Raw genomic sequence first — 25,626 nt, 5'->3', positions numbered from 1 at the left:
TTCGACCGCCCTACAGCGAGGCTCACTTGGCCAAGGCGGCTGCGAACCTGCTCCAAGCCTCGGACGACACCGTGATGTGAGGGCCGTCAGGACTCTTGGAATCGCGCACCAGCAGGCCTCCCGGCACTGACGCGGCCTCAAGGCACTCCGTAGTGTTACCGCCGCTGTAAGAGGACTTGAACCAGGCAGGTATGGGCGCAGTCAGGGGACCGATGGGCATTCACAGCTCCTTGCGTGCACGGTGGATCATGGCGGTGGAAGCCTCCATGTCCAACGCTTGTGCGCGGAGGTACTCGAACGCAAGCCTGTAGCGATTCAGTTCCTCCTCCTTCTCCAGGAAGAGGGACCCGGTGTGGAAGTCGACGTAGACCACGTCGAGGCTCGGTTCCGGCCCTCCGATGACGACGAAGCTTCCCAGCGCGGCGGCGTGGGCCCCTCGGGAGAAGGGCAGAATCTGCAGAGTGGTGGGGCTGCCGGATTCGGTCGCTTCGAGGAGTCGGCCGAGCTGATCCCTCATCACCGCAGGTGAGCCGACGACCCGACGAATCACCGATTCGTCGAGGATCGCCCACAAGTGCGGCGGACTCGGCCGGCTGAGGATCTCCTGCCGTTTCATGCGGATGTCGACCAGTCGCTCGATCTCCGCCTGTTGCAGCGGGACTTCGTTGGCCCTCTGCAAGGCCGTGCTGTAGGCACGCGTCTGGAGAAGGCCGGGGACGTACACGCAGGAGAAGTGGCTCTCGCGCACCGCTTCGTTTTCCAGCGTGAGCAGCAGGTTCATGCTCTCCGGGATCGCGTCGGCGAAGGAGCTCCACCACCCTTGCTGCTTGGCCTCCTTCGCCAGGCGCACAACTGCTTGCCGTTCGACGTCGCTCGCCCCGTACTCACGGCACAGAGCATCGATGACGATCCACTTGACCGGCCCTGACTGAGTTTCATACCGGCTGATCGTGGCCTTGGAGACACCTACGCGCTGCCCCGCCTCCTCAAGGGTCAACGCCTTACGGGCACGCAACTTACGCATCATCGCCCCCAGTTGACGGCGGCGCGTGGTGGTGCGTTCGGACATGCGGCTCCTTCGCCATGAACCGGGCGACGGGCCCGGAGAACGCCCTCAGGCTAGGGATCACGCAGGCGGCCCACCATCAGATTCACCCGAAGGATTCTCGTGAGAAGTTACATAGCGAGAGTTCTCCATGCCATTCTCCCTCATAGACCGCTACGCGGTGCAGTCGTACGGATACGGCAGGCGCAGCATGTGCGTGGCTTGTGGAGGAGGGAGTCGGTCATGCCCGACTGTGAAGTCACCCAACCGCGACTCCGCTGTGTCCTGCCGTTCCAGGCGGTTCCGGCAGAAGTCCGCCTACTGCGGAGGGCAACGGCCAAGCAGTTGAGCCAGTGGGGGGCGCCCGTTGCGGCCGATGAGGCCGAGCTGGTCGTCACGGAGCTGGCCACCAATGTCGTCAGGCATGTGGGGGAGGGGGTTTCGGCGACCCTGATCCTCGAAGTGAGGGGTGATCGGCTACGGGTCGAGGTCCACGACAAGAGCCGCGTCGCCCCTTCGCTGCGAGCGGCCGACTGTGACCAGGAATGCGGCAGAGGCCTCCATCTGCTCGCCTCGCTGGCCGCGGACTGGGGCACAGTGCTCACTGCGGCCGGCAAGGCTGTCTGGTGCGAGATGCCCCTCAACGGACGCTGTCGAGTAGAGCGAGCGGCAGGCGCGCTTGGGTATTACCAGGGAAGCCTCAGAATCCCTGGCCCTCGTGGAAGGGACCTCGAGGAGACGGCGATCGAGTTGATCGCGGACCTCCTCTACTGGAGTGCCGCTCGCGGTCATGATCCCGATGACTTCCTAGACCGTGTGCAAACGCACTACGAGGCGCAAACGGACGCGGCCTAGCGGCCAGGCCGCTTGACTGCGATGTCTGCAGGATGCCCGCCAACGGGGCATCCTGCTCTCCCTGCGTCAGGCCAGTGCATCCACTCCTGTGTCAAGATGATCTCTGGTTGAGATCACGCGACTTCAGGGGGATTCGCAGATGGAAGACCCAGCACTGCTGCGGCGGTTCCACGCCTGGCTGCAGCCTGTGCCGTCACCGCAGGACACTGCCCGCTTGGCCTTCTTCCAGGACGCTCTGATCGTTCTGGATACCAACGTGTTGCTCAGCCTCTACGAGTACACGGCGGAGTCCCGAGAAGAAGTCCTCGCGGCCTTGGGGCAGGTCTCTGGGCGCCTTTGGATGCCCTATCAGGTAGGGCTTGAATTTGTCCGTGGGCGCCGAAGCGTGTTGGAGTCACGCAAGCGGATCCTCACCGACGCGGCGAGGTCCGTCAATGCCAAGCTGACGGCGGCGCGCAACGCGATCATTGACGCGAAGGCCACGGTGCGGTCTCAGCTGGAGAAGTACGCCCGGGTGCCTGCTGAGATCGCCGCCTTGGAGCGGTTGGTTAGCGAGGCTGCCGTCAACGAGCATCTCGCTGTGTATCGCGAGGCGTTCAAAGCCCACTTGGACATGCTCAAGGAAGGGCATGATCTGACGCCTGCCAATGTAGATACGGCAGATCCGATCTTGCCGCGGGTGGCAGACCTCTACGGCAACCGAGTCGGCCCTCAGCCCGATGACCAACTGCTGCAGCGGCGACTGGACGAGGCTGTGGCATTCCGCTTCCCGAATCAGATACCGCCCGGGTTCGCAGACTTTGACAAGGGTACTCCGCTCAGGGCTGCGGGCGATTTTTTGATATGGGAGGAAGTGATCCAGCAGGCTGCCCTGCTGCCGGAAGGGGATCGACGGGTGCTCTTCGTCTCGAACGATGTTAAAGAAGACTGGTACGACACCAGTAATGGCAAGCAGCGCCCGTGGCCCGCGATGCTAGATGAGATGCACCGTCGTGCCGGTGCCGAACTGCGTCTCGAAACTCCACCAGACTTCTACGCCGGGGTTGGCCAGTATCTGAACGCAGACCTTGCGGCCGACACCTACGAAGAGATCCGGCGAGTATCCGAGACGTTCACGCCCCCGACGTCGGACGACGGTACCGTGATCACGGCTACGACAGCCCTGCAGTTGGCCCCTGATAACGAGTTGGCTCTTGCCTCCTACCGGTCTGCTGGACTCACTTCCCCCGTGGTCCGCAGCACTATGGAATCGTCGGATTCAGCCGATCGTCTGGCCCAGTGGTGGCTTGTCGGGGTGACAGCGCAGTTGCGGCGGCGCGAAGTCACCGAAGGGGAACCTCGCGTAGTGCTCGTGGCCGCTGTGCGGGGCAATAAGGCGCCCGCACCCAGTTGGAAGCCCGGCACCGTGTTGCCTTCCGGGGACTGGATCCACCGCGACTCTTCATGGATCGCGCCTTGGTTCCTCGAACTTGTTGCGTCCGCGCCGCCAGCGGACCGCGGCGTGCTCTGCGCGCTGGCCTCGGAGCAAGCCTCAGAGAATCAGCTCTCCCGCTAGCTGGCCTGACCAGCGGGACGAATGATTTCGTAACTCCTGCGGACGCGGTGAAGAGACCTAACGCGCTGCCGTTACCCGGTGCGCTGTCGTCACCGTTTCCGCTCCCACGTCGACGAAAGAGACGCTGCTATGGGCGCAGGGAACGAAGGGCAGAACGAGGTATGGATGAGCCTCAAGCCGACATCGGCCTATGCCGTGCGAGAGTTGAGTGCCGCCTTCGCGAAGGATGATGCGTCACCGGACGACATCATTGATGCGTACCTTTTCGCAAAGCGTCACCTCGCCCAGTCCATTCAGGCGTTGATACTCTCGCAGCTTCCCGCCGCGTGCCCCGAGTTCACGCAACTCAGGGACCGGATTCAGGGCGAGATGAAGAATCGTTACGCGGACAAGATTCCAGAACAGTTCCTCAAGGTGCCCTATGGCAGCAAGACGCACGAACTCCTATTCATGATCCTTTTGCGTAGCATCGGAAAGCCAGTCGGTAGCGACAGACTCCGCCTCGCGAACCGCGACAACGTCCATACGGAGCGGCGTACCAGAGAACTCCGAGAGCTGGGATTCAACATCACGACGTCCGAGGTGGACGGCACCCAGGCGTACACATTGCTGGGCCTGGACATCGACTACGCGAAGGTGCCGGAACTCATCGCGAAGGAGATCAAGAAATCGTCTCTCCCTGGAGGCGAGAAGGAGCGCCTTGTGGCTAGCCTGACTAAGTAGCGCGCGAATAGCGGGGTGATGCCGTCGCCAGAAGATCGCCCCGCAGCCGCCGACCGCCTAACTGATCTTCGCGCGAAGTTGAGTGAAGAGGTCGTGCCGTTGATGGTCGTCCTGTCCGATGAATGCCTTGAATTCGCCAAGGCTGTAAGCAATAGCTCCGTTGGAGCGAGTCGTCAACGTCACCGCGAAGTCGTGGCCAAGGTGGTTCAAGCGCCGCTCAACTTCCGGTTGCTCGAGCAAGATGCCCTGCTTGGTCAGCTTCTCAATGATCTGGTCGACAGTCTGAGGGCGGTCGAGGCCCCGCAGCAGCTTGTACACCGGATCCAGAACTCGGTCGGTGTTCTCTACGAGGGTTCGTCGCTCACCCTCCTGCTGGATGGCCTTCCGGATCGCCACGCCCAGTGCCTTGGCAACCGGAGGGGGGAAGGCATTGCCGATCTGCCGGTAGATGGAGGTCTTGCGGCCGTGGAACTTCCAACGAAAATCGCCGTCTGCGCCAGAGCGGACCTCTTCGGCCGGCCCGAAGTCATGCCAGCCTTGGATTCGGGCCACCATCGCGGTAGTGAGCTTTGGTCCCGGGACACCTTCCGGAATTCGCCACCCCTTTACTGGGGCCTCGTTGGCTACACCCATGGCGTCCACACCGAGAGCTGCCCAGGCCCGCTTGGCCCGCGTAGGGCCGAGGTCGGCACCGCCATGCTTCTTGGAACCACCGACGATCGTCGGCGCGATGTCGTTGGCCCGCCTGACCCATGCGTCGACTTGATCTTCCTCCCAGCCGTTTGCAGCCATGAGGTCCGCCAGAAGCTCCCCCACGGTGAGGGGGGCCTCCTTGTGAGGCGTCGGCCAATCAAAGTACTCCGCGTATTCCCGCTTGAGAGCCACGAGCACAAAGCGGGGCCGGAGCTGGGAGACGCCGAACTCGTTGGCGTGCAGAAGCTTCCAGTCGCCGATATAGCCGTATTCATGAAGCTTGTCCAGCACGTGTTGCCGATATGCGGTGAACCGATTGGCGCTCAGCCCTCGGACGTTCTCTAGAAGGAGCGCCTTCGGCTGAATGTCGCCGCAGAGTTCGATCGCCCACGCGAAGAGATCGCGCTCGTCATTGGCCCCCAGCTGCTTGCCCGCGATGCTGAACGGTGGGCACGGCACACCGCCAGCAAGCAGGTCGACTTCCTTGTGCTCGGCAGGATTCCACGTCTGAGGGTCGGCCACATCGCCGACTGCCACAGCCTTCTTCGCTTCTTCCGTGCTGTATCCGAGTACGTCCCGGAGATTGTGGCGCAGCGTGCCCGCAGCGCTCTCGTCCAGCTCTACCGCAATCCGGTGGCGGAATCCGGCTCGCTCCAGTCCGAGGGTCTGGCCCCCCGCGCCCGCGCAGATCTCGACGACCTCGAGCTGTTTGCCGCGCTCCGAAGCCGCCATGGGATCTCCTTTCAGGCGCGCAGGCCAGGCCAGCGCGAAGCCGAGGGTATTGCGCTCGGCTCTGTATCACAGCGGGCCGCCGCTTGCTCACGCGTCCGCAGCAGCACCCTAGTCGTCGATCTTCGACGGGTCACCCAAATGGTGAGCCGAGCGGTTGTGAAGTGTACGGCGGTCCACTGACATGCGGGAAACCCACGCGGCCCAGATGTCCCATTTGTTGCCGAGCAGTCACCCTTCGAGAGCCGCACGCACTTCGTCCCGGGCATCGGCAGGGAGTCGCCGATAGGCGTTCCAGGCCCTGTCTAGAGACGTGGAACCTCGGCGCCCGCGCTCGATCCAACGAAGCAGCCGACGCTGGTCGCCGGGGTCGAGGGCCCTGATATCGGCCACCGTCTCATCGGCCCGTGCGGGCTGGCCGTGACCGCCTGCCCGACATCGCTTGCACTCCGTGATGAGCAGAATTTTCTCCCGTCCGTCTGGGAGCACCGTCTCGCGGCGAGTGATGGAGAGCACAGCGGTCTGGTTGGAGTCGTCGACGTAGGGCTCGCCTCCGGAAATGCCGCAGACGCTGCACATGTAGTCGTCACGGGCCATGATCTCCTGCTTCTCCTTGCTGGAGATGGCCTTCTGAGGGGCTGCGGCACGACGGGCCACCGGATCCCACACTGCCACACCCGTCTTGACGAACCGCTGGTCCTCAGCCGTCAGCGTTGCGTCGTCAGAGTTCGTGAGGAGGACCCAGCCGTAGTCGCGGAGATCCCTTATCCGCCTGTCCGCCTGCGAGATCCCAGGGAACGCGTTGCGGATCTGCTCCTTGGTGAAGGTGTTGCCTTCTCCGATCACTTGGACGAGCCAGAGCGCCCCGCGGACCATGGTTCCAGCCTTGAGCTCAGGGTCGTTCCAGGCAGGCGGCGTCACTTCATGCTCCGTTCTCCAAGTGATCGAGATGTTGATTGTGGAACATGGGCACGTCCTCTGTCAGCGGGGCCTGACATGATGGCGCTGCAAGCTACGTCTGGCTCTGGGGAGGCTCTGGTTATGGCTGTGAGGTTCGGCGTTCCGCCTGAAGGCGAGAAGATCCGCTCGCTGGTGGACGAGCGACTGAAACAGGCCATGGCCGAGGACGGGGCGAAGATCACCGTCGAGTGGCGCGGCGAGCAGAAGCATCTGCACGTGATCTCTATGCCGGTCGACATGCTCTACTTCAACCCCGACACACACCGCATCCGCGCACAGCGCACCCTCGACCCGGCGCGCAACCGGGTGTTGGAGGAAGAGCCCTGGAGCGAATCCGCACAAACGTATCTGCATCATCTGTTGCGGTGCCGACCGTCGAACCCGAGCCAGACCGACCCCGACTACCTAGCTCTGCAGGACGAGTTGGACGACGGGGGCCAGAGGGAGCCGGGGATCATCAGCCCCGACGGCATCCTGGTCGACGGCAACACTCGCTGTGCCGCGCTCAAGGACCTGGGAATCAAGAACATCCGGGTTGGCGTCTTGCCGAAGGACACCTCCCGCCGTGACATCAACAGCGTGGAACTGGCCTTGCAGCTGCGCCGCGACAAACGGCGTGAGTACTCGTACATCAACCGCCTCATCGCGATCGAAGACGAGCTGGCCGATGGCCGTCGTGAAGAAGATGTAGCCCGCGACTTCAACATCAAGAAGACCACTCTTCAACAGGACCGCTGGGTCTACCAGCTGATCAACGATGCGATCGACCGCAGCAAGTCCGCGGAGGGCGCAGCCCTGCGGCTGGTCGACTTCGAGGACCATCAGGAGAAGCTCCGGGAACTGCACCGGGACTACATCAAGCTGGCTAAGACCGACCCGGATGCTGCCGAGCAGCTCAAGGAATCGCGGCTGGCGATGGTCGTGCTCAACTACGCAAAGACGACGGTGCGTCTTGCTGAAGCTGACTTCCACAACCGCTACCTCGAGGAGCGTCTGCCCGGCGAACTGAGGCCGCCGGCGCAAGAGTCCGCCGCTGTCGCGATCCCCGGCTTGGTCGGCGTGGCCATCCCGGACGCTACCGCCACCGTCAAGGCCACACGCGCCCTTACGGATGCGCTGCTTCAGGCGAAGGCGGCGGCGCAGGCAGGCGACAAGCTGGACGCGGCGGTCGTGGCGCAGGCTGATGTGCTCATCAAGACCGCGCGGAAGACGTTCGACGCCGCCGTCAAGCTGGCGGGCGCGAACGCCGAATTGCACAAGCGTCAGGTAGCCGTGCCCGAGCGCCTCACCGACGCGGCCGACTACGTCAACCAGTGCGCTGCTGAGTTCGCTGAGGCCAAGGCCAAGCGGGCCCTGGATGAGGACGCGTTCGATGATGCGCTGCTCACTCTGAAGGCGAGTCTTGCGCGTCTTGCCAAGCAGGCTGGGCGAACTTTCAGTTCGCCAGGCAACGGGGTTGCGTGGCTGCTCGACGCCACACGGGAAAACTGATGGTGGGGCAGTCCACCGCGGTGAGTCTGGACATCGGGTTCGGCGACGGAGTGACTCGCGCGCGCCTTCGCGCGGGTAACGGATATGAGAGCGACCTGCGTCGGCTGGCACTGAGGTTCCAGAGCAGTGTTCAACGATCACCTGGAACCATGGAGGTCGAGATCGATGACCTTCTGACGAACCTGGTAGCGCTCGCCACGTGGCCTGAGCCCAGTAGCGTGGCTTGGGACCCGCAACTGGCCGCGCTGGCCAAGGATTCCGCCATCGACGCACAGACCGTCGCCAAGCGCCTGGACTCCTCAGCTCGCCCGGACGGGGAAGTCGACCCAGAAGATATCCGGGGTCTGCTTGGCCCTGATTGGGTAGGGGATCTCACGGAGTTCCAGCGCCGGGACATCGCAAAGCTGCTCTCCCTCCGCCATGGGGCTAACTTCTCTGTTCCTGGTGCTGGCAAGACCCGTGTGGGTCTCGCTGTATTCCACTCTCTGCGGCGCAACAAGGGCATCGAGCGGCTTCTGATCGTCGGGCCGAAGTCCTGCTATGAGTCCTGGAAACACGAGAACCAGCAGTGTCTGAGTGAACCTCTCAGCATGGACGTGTTCTCCAAGGATGCCGGCCTGGGGACGGACGCGCTGATCGTCAACTACGAACGTCTGCGGCAGGACGGCGTCGTCAACGAGCTGGGCCAGTGGCTGGCTGCGCGGCCGTCCATGCTTCTGCTTGATGAGGCACACCGGATGAAGCGCGGAGCCGACGGCACGGACGGCGCCGCCTGTCTCGCCCTTGGGCCACGCAGCCGACACCGGCTGATCCTCACGGGGACACCAGCACCGAACGGCGTGAAGGATCTGGAGAACCTCTTCGGCTTCGTATGGCCCGGTCATGGCCGCCAGAAGGTTATCCAAGCTGTGGCCGGCGGAGACCTGGCGAAGGCTAGCCGGGTTCTGCGCCCCCTGTTCACCCGGACCACCAAAGGCGAACTCGGTTTGCCGCCTGTTACGACGAACCTGACGACTGTGTCCTTGCCGCCGCTTCATCAAGAGGTGTACGAGGCGCTCGTCGGGCGCTTCTCGGCCCGGGCTGCAGGTGCCGAGGGCGACTTTCTGGCCCTCGGTAAAGTCATCGTCTACATGCTGATGGCGGCGACCAGCCCCGCGCTGCTCGCGGTGGGCACGACACGCTATGAACCGCTGTCGTACCAGGTGCCTCCGCTTTCCGTGCCGGAGGGAACGCCGCTTTTCGAGCTCATGAGGGACCTTCCAAGCTACGAGATGTCACCGAAGTACCGTGAGGTCCTGGCCATCGTCAGTCGGAACGCGGCTCAAGGTCGCAAGACGTTGGTCTGGTCGACCTTCGTGCGGAGCCTCAACACTCTGGAGCGCATGCTCAAGGAGTTCTCGCCTGCGTTGGTGTACGGCGCCCTGGATGACGCTGATCGTGAGACGGCCATCAGCAGATTCCGGAGCGATCCGGCTTGCATGGTCCTCTTGTCCAATCCCGGTACCCTCGGCGAGGGGATCAGTCTCCACCACCACTGCCACGACGCCGTGTATGTTGACCGCGACTTCGCGGCCGGCCGTTTCCTGCAGAGCCTTGACCGGATTCACCGTCTCGGGCTCGATCCCGAGACCGAGACTCGGATCACGGTGCTCGCTTCGGAGGGCACGATCGACGAAATCGTCGATCAACGGCTGAGTGACAAGCTGCAATTCATGGGAGGGATCCTCGACGATCCTGCCGTTCAGCAACTGGCCGACCTTGAGGAAGAGCCAGCTATCGGCGGTGGCCTGGATCAACGAGACCTCCAGGCGCTGATGGGTCACCTCCGTGCCCGTGCCGCCTGAGCCGGTCTTGCGCGCGGCGGTCCGTTGGTTGGACAGACTCCCAGCCAGCGGTATCGCACGTGTACGTGCCCTCTTCACCACGCATAACGACTTCAGCGACATCACGCCGACGCAGTACGACGCGGCATACGCCTGGATCCGGGAGGCAGGCCTGCTGGACGAGCCGGACAGTGTCGTGCCCGTGGAGCACAGGGTCTTCGAAGCAGCGGTGGCCCATAGCGGGGTGCCCTGGTTCCGGGATGCTGACCTGCTAGTCCGCAGACCGGACGAACTCCCGGAAGACGCTCTGCGCGCGGCGGAGACTCTCGGCCTCCTCCCAGAGGAGGCATACGCGCAAGTGAGTACCGCGTGGGGGAAGGTAGACACGGAAGAGCGCTCTCGGATCGGCTCAGCGGGCGAGCTCGCCCTCGTAGAGCTGCTCTCCAAATCAGCGGAAGGCCGGGTGGAGCACGTAGCCGCATGGTCTGACGGCCACGGATACGACATCTTCGTAGACGCGCGGCAGCACTCCGCCCATCTCGAAGTGAAAACCACGGTGCGTGTTGGCCGACTCACGGTTTACATCTCCCGTAACGAGTACGAGACCATGCTGCGGGATCCGGCCTGGGAACTGGTGACGGTTCGCCTCACACCAGAGTTGAGGATCAGGACAGTAGCAGCTGTCCCGAGGGAGTGGATCGCGGATCAGGTTCCTGCAGACCGCAGCGCTCAAGGACGCTGGGAATCCTGTCGGCTCGATATCCCTCCAGAGATACCAGTGCCGGGTATTCCGAGCATTGTGCCGATACTTGTCTCGACTGCCCCCGAGATGCTCAGGGGTACGCCAAGGCCGGGCTGAGCAGGAACTCGACGGGCTCGGCGGGCCACTGGGGGGCATCCAGCTCAGGGCACCATTCGGCCTTTACCGCCGTCCGCCACTGGACCATGACCTAGGACGACGAACTGGCCCAGGCCGAAGGTCACACCGCCCGCACCATGACACGCAGCGGTGCGGTCTTACCGTAGACCGGCACGTAACCTGCGAGGCCGCTGGAGGCAGCGGCGAGCGCTGCTTCGAAACAGGGGGTCGATCCATCCGATCCAGTTCCAGCCATTTGTCTCTGCTGTCGCGACAGGCACGTTCCGGCCGGCCTCGGCATACCCGGGAAGCACGGGAGACCGAGTGGCGGTTTCTCTGTCGCCGCTACGTCCGCTATCAGGAACTTGCGCCGGTACCGGTTTCGTAGCCCTGTGATCCGCTCCGTCAGCAAGGTAGGTGACCTGGACTCGTACTCCTTGCGTGGATTCAAGGAGTTGCTTCCGTGCCGTCGCCCGCATCGTGTGTCTTGCTACCCCGGACTTTTCGGTCGGCCACCGCCTTGCAGACCGCGAGCGAGCACTCTTCCGCCGACTCGTGTTCCCAGAAGCGAAGGACGAGCCACCCCGCCTTCCTCAGCCGCTGATCCGTGTCGCGGTCACGTTCCATGTTGCGGAGTACCTTGTCGGACCAGTAGCCCTGATTCGTCTTAGGGGGCACATAGTGCTCGGGGCAGCCATGCCAGTAGCAGCCGTCGATGAAGACGGCGATTTTTGCAGGGCCGAACACCATGTCCGCTGTCCGGCGCAGGTCCGGCAGAGGGCGTGCGGCAACGCGGTAGCGGAGCCCTCGGGCGTGAACCAACCGTCGGACCAGCTTCTCGGGCTTTGTGTCACGGCTGCGGATCGCCTGCATGTTGCGACGGCGGGCTGCGGATGAAGCCCAGGAACCCTCTGGGGCTTCCCACTCGGCATCTTTGGACACACCGCTGAGCGTAATACGGCTGGGAGGCGCATGACACGGAGGTTCTCAAGGCGGGGAGCAGGCCGCTATCCGCAAGAGGTGGGGTGAGCCAGGGCCGCTCGCTTCCCGGACAGTATGTCGTGCTTCTGCGACTCGTCTCGAGGGAGTCTCCCTTCGCTGCGCTGCATTCCGCAACGCTTGCGGCTATGGCCCTTCGGGCCACCCTTGACCAGGGGCCGCTCCAGAGCTCGGTGGATGCGAGCGGGCGGCGGCCCGGGTGAAGCGGGTGCAGCGTGGGTGGAACAGGGCGTGCGTCGGGGTGGGGGCGCGATCACGCTTCGACGGCACGCCGAAGGTGTGCGGCGGGCCCGCGCCGTGTTGTGTCAGGGCGACGCCCGGCGCGTGCGGGACGCAGGGGCGTCGTGGGGCGGGCCGTCGGCATGCGGCGTTAGGCGTCGCCCCCATGACAAGCCGCGTAAGCCCCTCCCGACCCGCACCAGCACCCCGCCCCCCTCTCCGGGGGCCAGGCCACCGCTCGGCCTCGGGCTGCCAGGGTCGTCGCGTACTGGGGGAGGAGGGTCGTGTCGGTGGGGGAGGAGAGTTCCGAGGCCGCGAAGGCCTCGTAGGACGGGACCGTGCCCGTGACGATGCCCAGGTTGGGGGTGCCGGAGGCCGACAGTTCGCGGAGGGAGGCCTCTATCGTCGCGAGGTGGTCGGGGTGGGAGGGGTACTCCTCGGACAGCGACGGGTACGCCGACAGCAGTTCCGCCAGTTCGCCGGCCGGCCAGTGCAGGACCGCCACCGGGAACGGGCGGGACAGGGCCTCCCGGTAGGCGCCCAGTTCCGCGCGCAGGCGGGAGATCTCCGCCTCCAGCTCCAGTGGGTTGTCCGAGCCCAGGGACCACACCCTCTTGGGGTCGTGGAGTTCGTCCAGGGAGACGGGGGACGTGTGGAGGGTGTCCGCCAGGGTGTCCCACTCGTCGTGGGCCGCGCCCAGCATGCGGCGCACCCGGTGGCGGCCGAAGAGGAGGGGGTGCGTGGAGTGCGGGGGCTCCGGCACGTCCGTCAGCAGCAGCCGCGCCGCCTCCGTGAACGTCTTCTCCGCCGCCTCCAGCTCGTCGTGCGCCTCCAGCGACTCCGCGACGATCACCCACGGGGCCGCGTCGCGCGGGGCCGTCGCCCGGATCCCGTCGATGATCGCGCGGGCCTCGGCCTCGTGGCCGTACTCCCACAGGTTCGACGCCTTGAGCGCTCTGATCAGGTGCGGCTCGTCCAGCGGGGCCCCGGAGGACAGCAGGCGGTCGTAGAGCGCGGTCGCGGCGGGGCGGTCGCCGGAGAGTTCCAGGTGGGCCGCGGCCTGCAGCAGCAGGGCTTCGGCGTCCTCCGGGTACAGGCCGGCGGTCCGCTCCAGGCGTGCCGCTTCGGCGGTGTGGTCGACGTTCTCGGCAGGCGTGTCGGGGCGCATGACCGACACCGTACTGCCCGCCGGTGACAAAGGTGAGACCCGCAGGCCGGGCAGTTGCCGGGCGGCCGGGCGGCCGTCCGGCCCGCGGCGGGTTCCTAGATCGTCACGCCGTCCACCTGCAGCGTCTGCACCGCCTTCGCGGCGAACGGCACCGCCACCGACTTTCCGCTCAGGTACGTGTTCGTGTACGCCCGGTACCGGTCGCCGCCCGTCGTGACCGTGTTCCAGCGGGGGACCAGACCGCCCGTGCCGCCGGTCACGGTGGAGAAGCGGGAGAGGTCGAAGGTCAGGGTCTGGGCGGACGAGGAGGTGTTCACGGCGACGACGACCAGCCTGCGGGCCGTCGGGTCGTAGGCCGCCGCCGCGTAGCTCACGCCGGTGTCGAGGATGCGCATGCCGGGGCGGATGTGGCGGCTGAACTGGGCCATCACGTAGTACTTGGTCTGGACGGTCGTCGGCTGGAGCGTGTTCGCGTCGTACGCGATCATCGCCCAGCCCGCCGACGGGTCCATGACCTGCCAGTAGCACCAGGCCGTCGGGTGCAGCCAGCGGAAGTCGTAGCAGAGGTTCGACGCCATGGTCAGCCCGGTGCCGTCGCTGTCGCCCGTCTCCGAGTTCCACAGCTTCTTGCCCGACGCCGTCACCACGTCCGAGTAGAGCAGGTCCCGGCGGCCCCCCGAGCCCTGGTAGCCGTGCACGTTCACCTGGTTCACCAGGGCCCTGGTGGCGGAGCCGAACGACGACCACGTCGAGCGGGCGGTGTCGTAGTTGGTCTCGTCGGACGCCGCGATACGGACGCCGGTCAGACCGCGCTTGTCCAACTCGCTGCGCAGGTAGGGCAGTACGGCCGCCTGGACCGCCGGGTCCATGTGGCAGCCCTCCTGCGTCCCGGTGGCCGTCCACCAGGACGACGCCGGCTCGTTGAAGGGGTCGACCGTCCCGAAGTTCACTCCCCAGTTGTTCCTGGCGTACAGGGCCGTCGCCGCCAAGTGGGAGGCGTGCTGGCGGTAGTTCCAGGACTGGAGGTTGTTGCCGCCGTTCGCCGCCCCGGACGGGTTGTGGTTGGAGCACATCCACCACATGGGGGAGTTGGCGAACAGCTCGGTCGTCGCGCCCCGCTGGGACGCCTTCTGGAGCATCGCCCGCTGGTTGGCGTCCGCCGACCAGTTCCAGGCCGAGGAGGCGGGGTCCTCGTTGTTCCAGTCCTGCCAGAAGCCCTCGATCTGCTTGAAGCGGGGGATGTTCGGGGAGACGGCCATCGACTCGCCGTTCACCGTGTTCCAGCTGCACCCGCCGAGGTTGTAGCGGGCGAGCGTGAGGCCCAGGCCGGGGAGCGCCGTGCCGTTGTACGTCACGGAGTCGGTGGTGAAGAACAGGTCGGCGAAGTCGTTCCGGGCGCCGAAGACGTTGGCCCACCAGGCGAGCGAGGTGCCCCAGCCCTCCCAAGTGCCGTACGACGTGGAGGGACTGACGGCGATCGTCGCGTCGGCGTGGGCCGTGCCGGTCGCCAGGGCGCTGCCGAGCACCGCACCGCCCGCGGCGGTCAGCAGTGTTCTGCGTCGGATCATTCGGCTTCTCCGCTTCACTCGACCGAGCCGGGCCCGCCGTTGCGGGCGGGCCGGCGGCTCGCGGGGGGATGTGAGTGCAGGACTGGGTGGTTCCTGGTGGGGGATGCGCGTCGCTCGATGCGCGTCACGAAGCATCGGGCGTGGCGCATGGTGTTGTCGAGAGTTCCGACACCCCTTTCTCGAACCGGTTGAGGAAGGGGGTGCGGGAGGAAGGCCCGCGGGTGCGGCTCTGGAGACCTCTCGCCTTCGGCTCTATCGTGCGCCCGGTCGGTCGGCCCGTCGGGGAAGGGCGTGATCCGTATGCGGGTTCCCGTCGTCGAGCACGGTGTCCGGAGGCGGCGCGCCCGCCGCCGGCGCGTGCTGTGGTGCGGCGCCGAACTGGTCTTCACAGCGGGCGTGCTGGGGTTGCTGTTCGTCGTCCATCAGCTGTGGTGGACCAACCGTGAGGCCCGAGAGGGCGCCGAGCGGAGGGTGGAGGCGCTGGAGCGGGAGTGGGCGGGGGGCCGCGCTTCCGGGGGTGCGGGTGCTCCCGGTGACGCAGGCGGTGGGCTCGACGACGCCGGTTCGCTCAAAGAGCCGGGTTCACAAGGGAGTTCCGGCCGTTCCGGGAGTGACGTGGGCGGCGGTGCGGGGCCGTCCTCGCCGAGCGGGCACGGCCCCGCCCCCTCCCAGGCCTACGCCGTCCTCAGCATCCCCCGTCTCCACCTCCGCGTCCCCGTCGCCGAGGGCACCGGGAAGCGGGGTGTCCTCGACAAGGGGTACGCCGGCCACTACAGCGGCACCCAGCAGCCGGGGCAGCCTGGGAACTTCGCCCTCGCGGGGCACCGCAACAGCCACGGTGAGCCGTTCCGGTACCTGAACCGGCTGCGGCGCGAGGACACCGTCGAGGTGCGGACGGCGGCGGGGACGTACACGTACGCCGTCGATCTCGTCCTGCCGCAGACCTCGGCCCGTGACGCGGGCGTCCTGCGGGCCGTGCCCCGGTCGCTGGTCCATCCGGCCTACGGGTACGACCGCCCCGGCCGCTACCTCACCCTCACCACCTGCACACCGGAGTACACCTCCAGATACCGGCTGGTGGTGTGGGCGAGGCTGGTCGCCACTGCGCTGCCCTGAACGCGGGCGCGATCGGGTATACAGGTAGTACCCGTAGTACCCGAGGGGCGCAAGAGCCCACGGCGGGACGCGACTTGAGAGGAGGGGGAGGGCGGTGATCCGTCAGCGGACCGGCATGCGGAACGTGCCCGCGCGCACCCTTCCCAGCCCTGTCGCCGCGTTCCTGTTCGCCCTTCTCGGTCTCGCCGTCCTCGCCCTCGACACCGGCAGCCTCTCCGTCACCGTCGCGCTCGCCGCGACCGCGACGGCCGCCGCCGGCGCGGCCTTCGCCGTCTGCCGTCTCGTCGCCGCGCGCTGCGCGCCGGCCGTGGCGCCCACCCGGGTGCGCACGGCCATCCGCGACCGGGACCGGCGTACGGCCTTCCTGCCGCAGCGCGATCCCGACGCCTCCGGGCGGTCCAGGCCCAGGGCGCCCGGTCTCGCCCTGCCGACGGCCGTCGCGTAGGGCACGAGCGCCGCTCCAGCACACCCGCACCCGTGTGCGCCCCGCGCGGGGCCGTCATGCCGACCGCACTCTTCCCGGCACGACGAGACCCCCCGGAGGGCTCCTCACCCATGTCCGTTCTCCTGTCCGCCTTCGTCCACCTCGTTGAGCGGTTCGCCGATCTGCTCGCGCCCCTCTTCGGGGCCTCGGCGGCCGCCGCCGCGATCGTCCTGTTCACCGCGCTCGTACGGCTGCTCGTCCACCCCCTGTCCCGGGCCGCCGCCCGAGGGCAGAAGGCGCGGGCCGCGCTCCAGCCGCGCATCGCCGAACTGCGCCGCAAGCACGCGCGCGACCCCGAGCGACTCCAGCGGGCGGTACTGGAACTGCACGCCGAGGAACAGGTGTCCCCGCTGTCGGGCTGCCTGCCCAGCCTGCTCCAGGCGCCCGCCTTCCTGCTCCTCTACTACGTCTTCTCGCACTCCTCGGTCGGCGGCGAGACCAACGACCTGCTCACCCACCGGCTCCTCGACGCGCCCCTCGGCGACCGCTGGGCCGACGCCCTCACCGCCGGCGGGATGTTCGGCGCGGCCGGGTCGGTCTATCTCGTGCTGTTCGCCGTCGTCACGGCGGTCGCGACCCTCAACTACCGGCTCTCGCAGCGGATGACGGCCGCCGTCGGGGCGACGGCCGGGGCCACGGCCGGCGAGGAGGCGCCCGGGATGGCCGCCGTCGCGAAGGTCATGCCGTTGCTGTCGTTCTTCACCCTCGTCACGGTGGCTTTCGTGCCGTTGGCCGCCGCGCTGTACGTCATCACCAGCACCGCCTGGAGCACCGTCGAACGCGCGGTGCTGTACCGGCCGGGCGGCGACAGCGCACGGTCCAGTACGTGAACCGGGTCTTGTGGAGTGACCCGCCGGTCGGAAGGATCGGGCAGACCTCCGATGACTGCACGCGTCGGCGGACGGCCCGCCACCCAGGGAGACGATGACCATGAAGCTGCTGCGAGTCGGCACGGCGGGGGCGGAGCGCCCCGCGCTGCTCGACGCCGAGGGGACCCTGCGGGACCTGTCGGGGATCGTGGACGACGTCGATGGCGCGCTCCTCGCCGATGACGAGGCCCTGGGCCGGGTCCGCGCCGCCGCCGAGGCCGGCGAGCTGCCCGCGCTGGACGCGGCCGGGTTGCGCGTCGGGCCGCCGGTCGGCCGGATCGGCAAGATCGTGTGCGTCGGGCTGAACTACCACGACCACGCGCGCGAGACCGGGGCCGAGCCGCCCGCCGAGCCCGTGCTCTTCTTCAAGGCGGCGGACACCGTCGTCGGGCCGTACGACACCGTGCTGGTGCCGCGCGGCTCCGTCAAGACCGACTGGGAGGTGGAGCTGGCCGTCGTCATCGGGCGTACGGCCCGCTATCTGGAGTCGGCGGAGGAGGCGCTCGCCCATGTCGCCGGGTACGCGGTCGCGCACGACGTGTCCGAGCGGGAGTTCCAGATCGAGCGCGGCGGGACCTGGGACAAGGGCAAGAACTGCGAGACGTTCAACCCGTTGGGGCCGTGGCTGGTCACTGCCGACGAGGTGCCCGACCCGCAGGCGCTGCGCCTCCGGCTCTGGGTCAACGGCGAGTTGAAGCAGAACGGGACGACGGCCGAGCAGATCTTCCCGGTCGCCGAAGTGGTGCGCTACATCAGCCGGTTCATGACCCTGTACCCCGGTGATGTGATCAACACGGGCACGCCCGCGGGGGTGGCCCTCGGGCTGCCCGAGCCGAAGCCGTTCCTGCGGGCGGGGGACGTCGTGGAGTTGGAGATCGGGGGGTTGGGGCGTCAGCGGCAGGAACTCAAAGACGCGTGAACGCTCCGCTGGGGGGCGCGGGGGACTGGGCTTGTGGCTCAGCGTGCGGGCCGTTCCGGGCTGGTCGCGCAGTTCCCCGCGCCCCTCAGGCAGGTCTCCTGGGCCGGTGTTCCCGGTTCACGTCGGTTCCCCGCGCCCCTCAGGCAGGTCTTCCGGTCCGGTGTTCCCGGTTCACGTCGGTTCCCCGCGCCTCTTAGGCAGGTTTCCTGGTCCCGTGTTCCCGGTTCACGTCAGGATGCTCGCCAGCCTCTGCCACGACTGCCTCGGCAGGGTGTCCCGTGGGGCCCCGTCCACTATCTGCAGGGCCACGTGGTCCGCGCCCGCCTGGTGGAACGCGTCGATCCGCTCCCGTACGCGGCTCTCGTCGCCCCAGGCGAAGAGCGCGTCGACCAGGCGGTCGCTGCCGTCGCCGGCGAGGTCGTCCTCGGAGAAGCCGAGGCGCAGGAAGCTGTTGGTGTAGTTCGGCAGGGCCAGGTACGGGGCGAGGGAGGTGCGGGCGAGGGCGCGGGCGCGGGTCGGGTCGGTCTCGAGGACGACCTTGAACTCCGGGGCGAGCACCGGGCCGTCGCCGAGGGTCTCACGGGCCTGGGCCGTGTGCTCGGGGGTGACCAGGTAGGGGATCGCGCCGGCGGCCCGGTCCCGGGACAGCTCCAGCATCCGGGGGCCGAGGGCGGCCAGCATGCGGGAGCCCGCGGGGGCGCCAGCCTCGTCCAGCTCGTCGAGGTAGTCGACCATCGCCGCGTACGGACGGCGGTAGCCCTCCACCCGGGGCCCGTGGCTCACCCCGAGGCCCAGCACGAAGCGGCCGGGGTGAGCCGCCTCCAGCTCGGCGAGACGCGCGGCGGAGTCGGCCGCGCCGTGCTGCCAGATGCTCTGGATGCTGGTGCCGACGACGATCTTCGAGGTCGCCTCGACGAGCGGCAGCGCGTTGGCGGCGGAGGTGTTGCCGCCCAGCCAGATGGCGCCGAACCCGAGGTCCTCCAACTCGGCCGCTGTCTCGGTGAGTTCGGTGCGCCGGGCCGGGTCCTCCGAACGCAGGCCGACACTCCAGATTCCGTACCGTCCGATGATCTCCTTCATGGCAGGCGTCAACGACGACGGACCCCGCCTTCATTCCTGCGTTCCTACCGCTGTTCGCCGAGGAACTCCTCCAGCGCCTCCACCACGAACCGGTGGTCTTCGAGCTGCGGCAGCCCGGACACCGTCACCGCGCCGATCACGCCGACGCCCTCCACATGGATGGGGAAGGAGCCGCCGTGCGCCGCGTACCCGCCGGGGTCGAGGCGGGAGGACTCCTCGAAGGTCGTGCCCTTGGCGCGGAAGCGGGCCCCGACCAGGTAGGAGGAGGCGCCGTAGCGCTCCACCACCCGCCGCTTGCGGGCGATCCAGGCGTCGTTGTCGGGGGTGGAGCCGGGCAGTGCCGCGTGGAAGAGCTGCTGGCCCGCGCGGTGGATGTCCACCGCGACCGGTGCCTGGCGCTCCCGGGCCATCTCCATCAGGAGCGAGCCCAGCGCCCAGGCGTCGTCATGGGTGAACCGGCGGAACACCAGCCGCCGTTCCTGGGCCTGCAGCTCCTCCAGGGTCGGGGTGATCTCCGGGGTGAACTTGGGGGTCATCTCGTGGGTCACAGCGACACCGCCACTTTGTCTCGTGCCGAACGGCGGGCCGCCTCGAGGACGTCCAGGGCGGCGGCCGCCTCCAGGGCGGTCACCGGGTTGGGCCCGCCGTCGATCAATGCCCTGGCCACCGCAGCGTAGTAGGCCGGATAGTCCCCTGGGAGGGTCGGTACAGGGGTTCCGCCGCCGGTCAGCGGGGACTCCCCGGCTCCGAGCCGGCCCCAGAGGGACTCGGGCTCCTCGCCCCAGGCCGCCCCGGGGCGCAGACCTTCGCGCAGGGCGGCCTCCTGCGGGTCGAGGCCGTACTTCACATAGCCCGCGCGCGAGCCCAGCACCCGAAAGCGCGGGCCGAGCTGGGCGGTCGTCGCGGAGACATGGAGGTGGGAGCGGACGCCGCTGGTGTGCGTGACGGCGATGAAGGTGTCGTCGTCGGCCTCCGCGCCCGGCCGGCGGACGTCCGACTCGGCGTACACGGAGGCGGCCGGGCCGAAGAGGGTGAGCGCCTGGTCGACGACATGACTGCCGAGGTCGTACAGCAGACCTCCGATCTCTGCCGGGTCCCCGGACTCCCGCCAGCCGCCCTTCGGCTGCGGCCGCCAGCGCTCGAAGCGGGACTCGAAGCGGTGCACGTCGCCGAGCGCGCCCTCGGCGAGCAGCTTGCGCAGGGTGAGGAAGTCGTTGTCCCAGCGGCGGTTCTGGAAGACCGAGAGCAGCAGGGAGCGCTCCTCGGCGAGGGCGGCCAGCTCGCGGGCCTGCGCCGCCGTGCCCGCGATCGGCTTGTCGACGACGACCGGGAGGCCCGCTTCGAGCGCGGCGGTGGCGAGAGGCACGTGCGTCTTGTTCGGGGACGCGAGGACGACCAGGTCCAGTTCGCCGGCGCGGGCGAGGAGCGCGTCGGGGGTCGTGGTGACGCGTACGTCCGGGAACTCGGCGCGGGCCTGCGCCTGCCGCTCGGGGTGGGAGGTGGCCACCGTGTCCAGGGAGAGGCCCTCGGTGGCGGCGATCAGCGGGGCGTGGAAGACGGAGCCCGCGAGGCCGTAGCCGATCAGGCCCACGCGGAGGGGAGTGCCAGCAGTCATGCAGCCCACTTTCGCAACGCTGTTGCCAAAGTGCAAGCGCGGGAGACAATGGGGCGCGTGAGCGGGATGGACGAAGGTGTGAGGTACGGCGGCGGCAAGGCGGCGCACGCCACTGCGGACGGCGGGGGCTTCCATGCGCCGCACGGCGCCGGCGGTGGTGAGGGCGGCGGATCGGGCGGCGCCCCCGCGGCACGGCGTGCGGCCGGCCGTACGGCGGGGCATGCCGTCGTGGGCGCGAACCTGCTCGGTGTCCGCAGCCACAACACCGCGCTCGTGCTCGATCTGCTGCGCGGCGCCGGACCGGACGGCATCAGCCGGCTCGAACTCGCCGAGCGCACCGGGCTCACCCCGCAGGCCGTCAGCAAGATCACCGCGCGGCTGAGGGAGGAGGGGTTCGCGGCCGAGGCGGGCCGCCGGGCTTCCACGGGCGGCAAGCCGCGCACCGTCCTGCGGCTGGTGCCCGAGGCCGGGCACGCGGTCGGCGTCCATCTCGACCGGGACGAGCTGCGGGTGGTCCTCGCCGACCTCGACGGTGGTGTGGTGGGGGAGCGATGCGTGCCGCTGGACCTGGGGGCGGGGGCGGGGGCCGTCGTGGGGGCGGTGGTCCGGGAGACGGAGGGGCTGGCGGGCGAGGCGCTGGGCGGTTCCGGCGGTCGCGCCGCCGCTCTCCTCGGCGTCGGCGTCGCCCTGCCCGGCCCCCTCGACCACGTCCACGGCGTGCTGCACCGGGTCACCGGGTTCCCCGAGTGGGACGGCTTCCCGCTGCGCGACGCGCTCGCGCGGCGGCTCGGGACGCCGGTCGTCGTCGACAAGGACACCAACGCCGCCGCACTCTCTCTCGCTGTGGGCGGTGAACGCGGCTCCTTCGCGTACCTCCACCTCGGCACGGGGCTGGGCGCCGGTCTGGTGATCGGCGGGAGCGTGCACCGGGGGGCGCGGACCGGGGCGGGCGAGTTCGGCCACCAGGTCGTCCAGCTGGACGGGCCGCCCTGCCCCTGCGGGAACCGGGGCTGCGTCGAGGTCCTGTGCCTCGCGGCCATCGCCCGGGGGGACGTCGCCGAGGCGGCCCGGGTGCTGGGGGTGGCCGCCGCGAATCTGGTCGGGCTTCTCGACATCGATCTCCTTCTGCTGGGCGGGCGGACGATCGCCGCCGCCCCGGACGCCTTCGTCGACGGGGTCGCCGGGGTCCTCGCCGTCCACGCCGAGCGGGAGGGGGCCCCGGTGGAGCGGGTGCCCGTACGCCTTGCGCCGGGCGGGGCGCGCGGGGTGGCGGAGGGGGCGGCCCAGCTGCTCCTCGCGCCGGTGTTCGGACGCGCGGGCGGCTGAGACCTGCTGTGGGGTTCGGCCGGAACGGGGCGCGAGCCTGCTTCGGGGTGCGCATCCGATCGTCCTCGAACTCCCCGGGGGAGCACCCCCGGACGGGCTGAGTCGGCCCGCCGAACGAGCGGACTTCGTGCGGTCGTGCGGTGCGGCGAGGCTCCGCGCCGCCGCCGCTCCGGCTAGGTCATATGTTCATGCGACTGTGTACGCCCGTCTCCCTCCACCTGGCCGCAGCCGCCGTTCTCGTACCGGTGTCCCTGCCCGCGTCCGTGTCCCTCCCCGAGCCCGCGTACGCCGCGCCGCCGGGGTCGTCCTGCGCCGCGGCCGACGCCGGCGCTTTCCCGCTCACCAGCAGGATCCACGGCGGCCCCCCCTCCTACCGGGCCGGCGGCGGATACGGCGTCTGGTATCTCGACCTCACCAACACCACCGGCCGGACCTGCACCGGCGTCCATCCGGTGGTCGTCCTCGTCGACTCGGCGCGTGCGATGAAGTCGTCGCAGCCCCGGCTGGAGTTCTACGCCGACGGCCGGCCGCGTCCCGTCCGCTTCGAGACCACCGACGAGGACGAACTCGTCGGCGCCCTCATGGACCCGCCCGCCGATTCCGGTGAAGGCGAGGACGAGGGCGAAGGCGCCGACTCCGGTCCCGACCCCGCCACCCCCTTCCCCGGCTTCACCGTCGCCCCCGGCAAGCCCCTGACCGTCAAGCTGCGCCTGTCGTTCACCTCGGACGCCGTGCCCGACGCGGTCACGCTCAACGCGGCGGTCGTCCAGCGGCACGGGGACGACGGCGAGTGGATCGGGCAGTCGAACGACTACCGCTTCACCGTCGAGGCAGGACCCCGCGCACCGGCCCCCGCGACCAGCGCCCCCGCGACCACGGCCCCGGAGCCCACCGGCCCCGGGGCCACCGCCCCCGGCCGCACGCCGACCGGCACCACGGGCCCCACCGGCACCGAACCCCCCAGCGGCACCGCACCCGCCGATCCCGAGCCGTCCCCCTCGCCCAGTGGGACGCCCTCCTTCGCGGACGAGGCCGAGGAACTCGCCCTCACCGGCCTCGCCTCCCCGGCCGGCGTCCTCACGGTCACCGTCTGCCTCATCGCGGCCGGCGCCGCCCTCGTACAGGCGCGCCGCCGGCGCTGACCCACCGCGTCCGTGGGTACAGGCGGACCGACGGGGTCCGGATCGCTCGGCGCTGACTAGGCTGAGGGCGTCGGTACGCCGTGGTTCCGGCGCCCCCGCCCCTGCCCGTACGCACGCCAGGAGACGCACCACATGGCAGACCGCAAGCCGATACAGTCGTGGCTCACCGACATGGACGGGGTGCTCATCCACGAGGGCGTCCCGATCCCCGGCGCCGACTCCTTCCTGAAGAAGCTGCGCGAGTCGGGCAAGCCGTTCCTCGTGCTGACCAACAACTCGATCTACACCCCGCGCGACCTGCACGCCCGGCTGCGCCGCATGGGCCTGGACGTGCCGATCGAGAACATCTGGACCTCGGCCATGGCCACCGCCCAGTTCCTGGACGACCAGCGGCCCGACGGGTCGGCCTACGTCATCGGCGAGGCCGGTCTGACCACGGCGCTGCACGACATCGGCTACATCCTCACCGACCACGAGCCCGACTACGTCGTCCTCGGCGAGACCCGCACCTACTCCTTCGAGGCCATGACCAAGGCCGTACGGCTGATCAACGACGGCGCCCGCTTCATCTGCACCAACCCGGACGAGACCGGCCCCTCCACCGAGGGCCCGCTGCCCGCCACCGGCGCCGTCGCCGCGCTGATCACCAAGGCGACCGGCAAGAAGCCGTACTTCGCGGGCAAGCCCAACCCGCTGATGATGCGCACCGGGCTGAACGCCATCGGCGCGCACTCCGAGACCAGCGCGATGATCGGCGACCGCATGGACACCGACGTGCTGGCCGGCATGGAGGCGGGGATGCAGACGTTCCTGGTGCTCACCGGGCTGACCCGGCCCGACCAGGTCGAGGGCTTCCCGTACCGCCCGTCGCAGGTCGTCGACTCGATCGCGGACCTGGTCGACCGGATCTGACCCGGGCGGCGGCCGCCCGGGCCCCGGCCCCGTCCACCGCCGCCCCGCCGCCCGCCACGACACCCCACTCACCCGTTCGGCGTACCCGCACCCCCGCTGGAGGTGCGGGGTCCGACGCCCGGGAGGAGCCTCCAGATAGCTGGGAGGTTCACGATGAGTTCACTGAAAGTCGCTCTCTGTGTGGGAGCCGCCGCCCTCACCGCGGCACTCGGCCCGACGGCCCACGCGGCGGACGGGGAGGGCGGAAGAGAAGGCGTCTCCGTGACGCCGTCGACGCCCTCCCTGGGCTCCGAGGTCTCGTTGGAGGTGAGCGGCTGCCGCGGGACGACCGGCACCGCGGTCTCGGCCGCCTTCGTCTCGGCGGCCCGCCTCGTCGGCTCCGACGGCAGCGTCCTGGCCGGCGAGACCCGGATCCGCACCTCGCTGCGCACCGGTTCCTACGGTGTGACGATCACCTGCGCCGACTTCCGGCTCGAGAAGAAGATCGTGATCGTCGCGGGCCCCGCGGGCCGCACCGAGAACGGGCAGTCCGAGGGCGACGGCACCGACAGCGGCGCGTCCGGCGACGCGACCGGCTCCGGTGACGACACCGCCTCCGCTCCCGCCTCTCCCGTCGCCCCCGTCCTCGCGGGCGGCGGCGGCGCGGCGCCGCTCGCGTCCGCCGGCGGTGGCCGTGTCCGAGCTCCCGGCGCCGCCCACGCCGTCACCGGCCTGGTCCTGGCGGGCGCGGCCACCGTCGCCGTGGCGCTGCGCACCGTACGCCGACGCAGCGGAGCGGGATGACGGCGGCCGGCCGGGAGCGCTCCTCCGGGCGTCTGCTCACCGCGCTGGCCTGGGTGGTGCTGCTGCTCGGGCTGTGGCTGTGGGGACGTGAGGCGACCGGAGTGCGGCCCGGGGCGTCCACCGCCGCCACGGGGGACGTGGCCGGCGTGGGCCGCCCGGCCGGCATGCCGCTGCCCCCCGCCGCCGAGCCGCTGCGGGGCGCGCTGCCGCGGCGGGTGGACATCCCGGAGCTCGGGGTGCAGGCCCCGGTGGTGGCCCGCGGCCTGGACGCGCGCGGCGCCATCGACCCGCCGCCCTACGACCAGGCGGGCGTCGTCGGCTGGTACGGGGCGGGCGTGCGGCCCGGCGCCGTCGGCACGGCGCTGATGGTGGGGCATGTCGACACCGAGACCCGGCCGGCCGTGTTCTACAAGCTGAGCACGCTGAAGGCCGGCGGGACGATCCGCGTCGCCCGCGACGACGGCAAGGTGGCCGAGTTCACCGTCGACGACGTCGCCGTCGTCCCGCGTGAGGGGTTCGACGCCCACCGGGCCTACGGGGTGCGCGAGCCGGGCCGCGCCGAGCTGCGGCTGATCACCTGCGGCGGCTCCTTCGACCGGGTGAGCCACAGCTACACGGCGAACGTGATCGTGTCGGCGTACCTCACGGGCACGGGGGCCTGACAGGCGGAGGCGCAGCGAAAAGCCCCCCGCT

General features: G+C 69.0%; 25 protein-coding genes. 15 read left to right on the top strand and 10 right to left on the bottom strand.

The genetic code is table 11. The features are described from left to right. Window positions 1–22: 22 nt before the first annotated feature. Window positions 23–220 (bottom strand): DUF397 domain-containing protein, encoded by a 198-nt coding sequence (locus ACIRS4_RS32355; RefSeq protein WP_404202798.1) that lies wholly within the window; start codon window positions 218–220, stop codon window positions 23–25. Further along, the gene (locus ACIRS4_RS32350) at window positions 221–1,069 is read right to left on the bottom strand and encodes a helix-turn-helix domain-containing protein (RefSeq protein WP_404202796.1); all 849 of its coding nucleotides are present in this window, start codon (window positions 1,067–1,069) and stop codon (window positions 221–223) included. A gap of 219 nt (window positions 1,070–1,288) precedes the next feature. On the opposite strand from ACIRS4_RS32350, the gene ACIRS4_RS32345 reads away from it, so the two are divergent. The 3 genes from ACIRS4_RS32345 (at window position 1,289) to ACIRS4_RS32335 (ending at window position 4,178) form a co-directional block, all read left to right on the top strand. Continuing rightward, the gene (locus ACIRS4_RS32345; protein WP_404202794.1) at window positions 1,289–1,900 is read left to right on the top strand and encodes an ATP-binding protein; all 612 of its coding nucleotides are present in this window, start codon (window positions 1,289–1,291) and stop codon (window positions 1,898–1,900) included. Between the two features lie 139 nt (window positions 1,901–2,039). Beyond that, on the top strand, window positions 2,040–3,455 hold the full coding sequence (locus tag ACIRS4_RS32340) for a PIN-like domain-containing protein (RefSeq protein ID WP_404202792.1): 1,416 nt from the start codon (window positions 2,040–2,042) through the stop codon (window positions 3,453–3,455). A 165-nt stretch (window positions 3,456–3,620) separates the two neighbouring features. Then, a complete protein-coding gene (locus ACIRS4_RS32335) occupies window positions 3,621–4,178 on the top strand; it encodes a hypothetical protein (protein WP_404202790.1) in 558 nt (185 codons plus the stop codon). A 57-nt stretch (window positions 4,179–4,235) separates the two neighbouring features. On the opposite strand, the gene ACIRS4_RS32330 is transcribed toward ACIRS4_RS32335, so the two are convergent. Continuing rightward, on the bottom strand, window positions 4,236–5,603 hold the full coding sequence (locus ACIRS4_RS32330; protein ID WP_404202788.1) for a DNA cytosine methyltransferase: 1,368 nt from the start codon (window positions 5,601–5,603) through the stop codon (window positions 4,236–4,238). A 228-nt stretch (window positions 5,604–5,831) separates the two neighbouring features. Beyond that, complete coding sequence (locus ACIRS4_RS32325; protein WP_404202786.1) at window positions 5,832–6,521, bottom strand: hypothetical protein; 690 nt, start codon at window positions 6,519–6,521, stop codon at window positions 5,832–5,834. A gap of 120 nt (window positions 6,522–6,641) precedes the next feature. Here ACIRS4_RS32325 and ACIRS4_RS32320 point away from each other — a divergent pair, with 120 nt between their 5' ends. The 3 genes from ACIRS4_RS32320 to ACIRS4_RS32310 are packed head-to-tail and all read left to right on the top strand — an operon-like array spanning window position 6,642 to window position 10,733. Further along, on the top strand, window positions 6,642–8,051 hold the full coding sequence (locus tag ACIRS4_RS32320; RefSeq protein ID WP_404202784.1) for a transcriptional regulator: 1,410 nt from the start codon (window positions 6,642–6,644) through the stop codon (window positions 8,049–8,051). Beyond that, window positions 8,051–9,895 (top strand): DEAD/DEAH box helicase, encoded by a 1,845-nt coding sequence (locus ACIRS4_RS32315; RefSeq protein WP_404202782.1) that lies wholly within the window; start codon window positions 8,051–8,053, stop codon window positions 9,893–9,895. The genes ACIRS4_RS32320 and ACIRS4_RS32315 overlap by 1 nt, the downstream gene beginning before the upstream one ends. 28 nt (window positions 9,896–9,923) lie before the next feature. Next, window positions 9,924–10,733, top strand: coding sequence for a protein NO VEIN domain-containing protein (locus ACIRS4_RS32310; RefSeq protein WP_404202780.1), 810 nt, complete (start codon window positions 9,924–9,926; stop codon window positions 10,731–10,733). A 447-nt stretch (window positions 10,734–11,180) separates the two neighbouring features. On the opposite strand, the gene ACIRS4_RS32305 is transcribed toward ACIRS4_RS32310, so the two are convergent. From ACIRS4_RS32305 to ACIRS4_RS32295, 3 genes are all read right to left on the bottom strand, one after another. Continuing rightward, entirely contained in the window at window positions 11,181–11,675 is a 495-nt protein-coding gene (locus ACIRS4_RS32305; RefSeq protein ID WP_404202778.1) for a very short patch repair endonuclease, read from the bottom strand. Window positions 11,676–12,102: 427 nt separating this feature from the next. Then, window positions 12,103–13,119: an SEC-C domain-containing protein gene (locus ACIRS4_RS32300; protein ID WP_404202776.1), complete on the bottom strand. Its 1,017-nt coding sequence runs from the start codon at window positions 13,117–13,119 to the stop codon at window positions 12,103–12,105. A 95-nt stretch (window positions 13,120–13,214) separates the two neighbouring features. Beyond that, on the bottom strand, window positions 13,215–14,687 hold the full coding sequence (locus ACIRS4_RS32295; protein WP_404202775.1) for a glycoside hydrolase: 1,473 nt from the start codon (window positions 14,685–14,687) through the stop codon (window positions 13,215–13,217). A 300-nt stretch (window positions 14,688–14,987) separates the two neighbouring features. Here ACIRS4_RS32295 and ACIRS4_RS32290 point away from each other — a divergent pair, with 300 nt between their 5' ends. The 4 genes from ACIRS4_RS32290 (at window position 14,988) to ACIRS4_RS32275 (ending at window position 18,075) form a co-directional block, all read left to right on the top strand. After that, window positions 14,988–15,803, top strand: coding sequence for a class E sortase (locus ACIRS4_RS32290; protein WP_404202773.1), 816 nt, complete (start codon window positions 14,988–14,990; stop codon window positions 15,801–15,803). 115 nt (window positions 15,804–15,918) lie between these two features. After that, a complete protein-coding gene (locus ACIRS4_RS32285) occupies window positions 15,919–16,248 on the top strand; it encodes a DUF6412 domain-containing protein (RefSeq protein WP_404202839.1) in 330 nt (109 codons plus the stop codon). A 122-nt stretch (window positions 16,249–16,370) separates the two neighbouring features. After that, on the top strand, window positions 16,371–17,117 hold the full coding sequence (locus tag ACIRS4_RS32280) for a YidC/Oxa1 family membrane protein insertase (protein WP_404202837.1): 747 nt from the start codon (window positions 16,371–16,373) through the stop codon (window positions 17,115–17,117). A 100-nt stretch (window positions 17,118–17,217) separates the two neighbouring features. Beyond that, complete coding sequence (locus ACIRS4_RS32275; RefSeq protein ID WP_404202771.1) at window positions 17,218–18,075, top strand: fumarylacetoacetate hydrolase family protein; 858 nt, start codon at window positions 17,218–17,220, stop codon at window positions 18,073–18,075. A gap of 225 nt (window positions 18,076–18,300) precedes the next feature. On the opposite strand, the gene ACIRS4_RS32270 is transcribed toward ACIRS4_RS32275, so the two are convergent. From ACIRS4_RS32270 to ACIRS4_RS32260, 3 genes are read right to left on the bottom strand one after another with little or no spacing between them, the layout of a single operon-like run. Next, window positions 18,301–19,155, bottom strand: coding sequence for an LLM class F420-dependent oxidoreductase (locus ACIRS4_RS32270; RefSeq protein WP_404202769.1), 855 nt, complete (start codon window positions 19,153–19,155; stop codon window positions 18,301–18,303). Between the two features lie 44 nt (window positions 19,156–19,199). Further along, window positions 19,200–19,691: a heme-degrading domain-containing protein gene (locus ACIRS4_RS32265; protein WP_404202835.1), complete on the bottom strand. Its 492-nt coding sequence runs from the start codon at window positions 19,689–19,691 to the stop codon at window positions 19,200–19,202. Window positions 19,692–19,699: 8 nt separating this feature from the next. After that, entirely contained in the window at window positions 19,700–20,770 is a 1,071-nt protein-coding gene (locus ACIRS4_RS32260; RefSeq protein WP_404202767.1) for a Gfo/Idh/MocA family oxidoreductase, read from the bottom strand. 228 nt (window positions 20,771–20,998) lie between these two features. On the opposite strand from ACIRS4_RS32260, the gene ACIRS4_RS32255 reads away from it, so the two are divergent. The 5 genes from ACIRS4_RS32255 to ACIRS4_RS32235 all read left to right on the top strand — a co-directional run bounded on the left by ACIRS4_RS32255 (window position 20,999) and on the right by ACIRS4_RS32235 (window position 25,595). Continuing rightward, a complete protein-coding gene (locus ACIRS4_RS32255; protein ID WP_404202833.1) occupies window positions 20,999–22,096 on the top strand; it encodes an ROK family protein in 1,098 nt (365 codons plus the stop codon). A 188-nt stretch (window positions 22,097–22,284) separates the two neighbouring features. Next, the gene (locus tag ACIRS4_RS32250; RefSeq protein ID WP_404202765.1) at window positions 22,285–23,238 is read left to right on the top strand and encodes a hypothetical protein; all 954 of its coding nucleotides are present in this window, start codon (window positions 22,285–22,287) and stop codon (window positions 23,236–23,238) included. 132 nt (window positions 23,239–23,370) lie between these two features. Then, window positions 23,371–24,150, top strand: a complete 780-nt coding sequence (locus ACIRS4_RS32245) for an HAD-IIA family hydrolase (protein WP_404202763.1) — start codon at window positions 23,371–23,373, stop codon at window positions 24,148–24,150. A 153-nt stretch (window positions 24,151–24,303) separates the two neighbouring features. Next, window positions 24,304–24,933: a hypothetical protein gene (locus ACIRS4_RS32240; protein ID WP_404202761.1), complete on the top strand. Its 630-nt coding sequence runs from the start codon at window positions 24,304–24,306 to the stop codon at window positions 24,931–24,933. After that, complete coding sequence (locus tag ACIRS4_RS32235) at window positions 24,930–25,595, top strand: class F sortase (protein WP_404202759.1); 666 nt, start codon at window positions 24,930–24,932, stop codon at window positions 25,593–25,595. Before ACIRS4_RS32240 ends, ACIRS4_RS32235 begins: the two co-directional genes overlap by 4 nt. The last annotated feature ends 31 nt before the right edge of the window (window positions 25,596–25,626 follow it).

Origin of the sequence: Streptomyces sp. NPDC101166, from assembly GCF_044768125.1 — a bacterium.
Classification (GTDB): Bacteria; Actinomycetota; Actinomycetes; order Streptomycetales; family Streptomycetaceae; genus Streptomyces.
The sequence above is the reverse complement of the archived record's forward strand: the minus strand, read 5'-3'. Positions and strand labels throughout refer to the sequence as shown.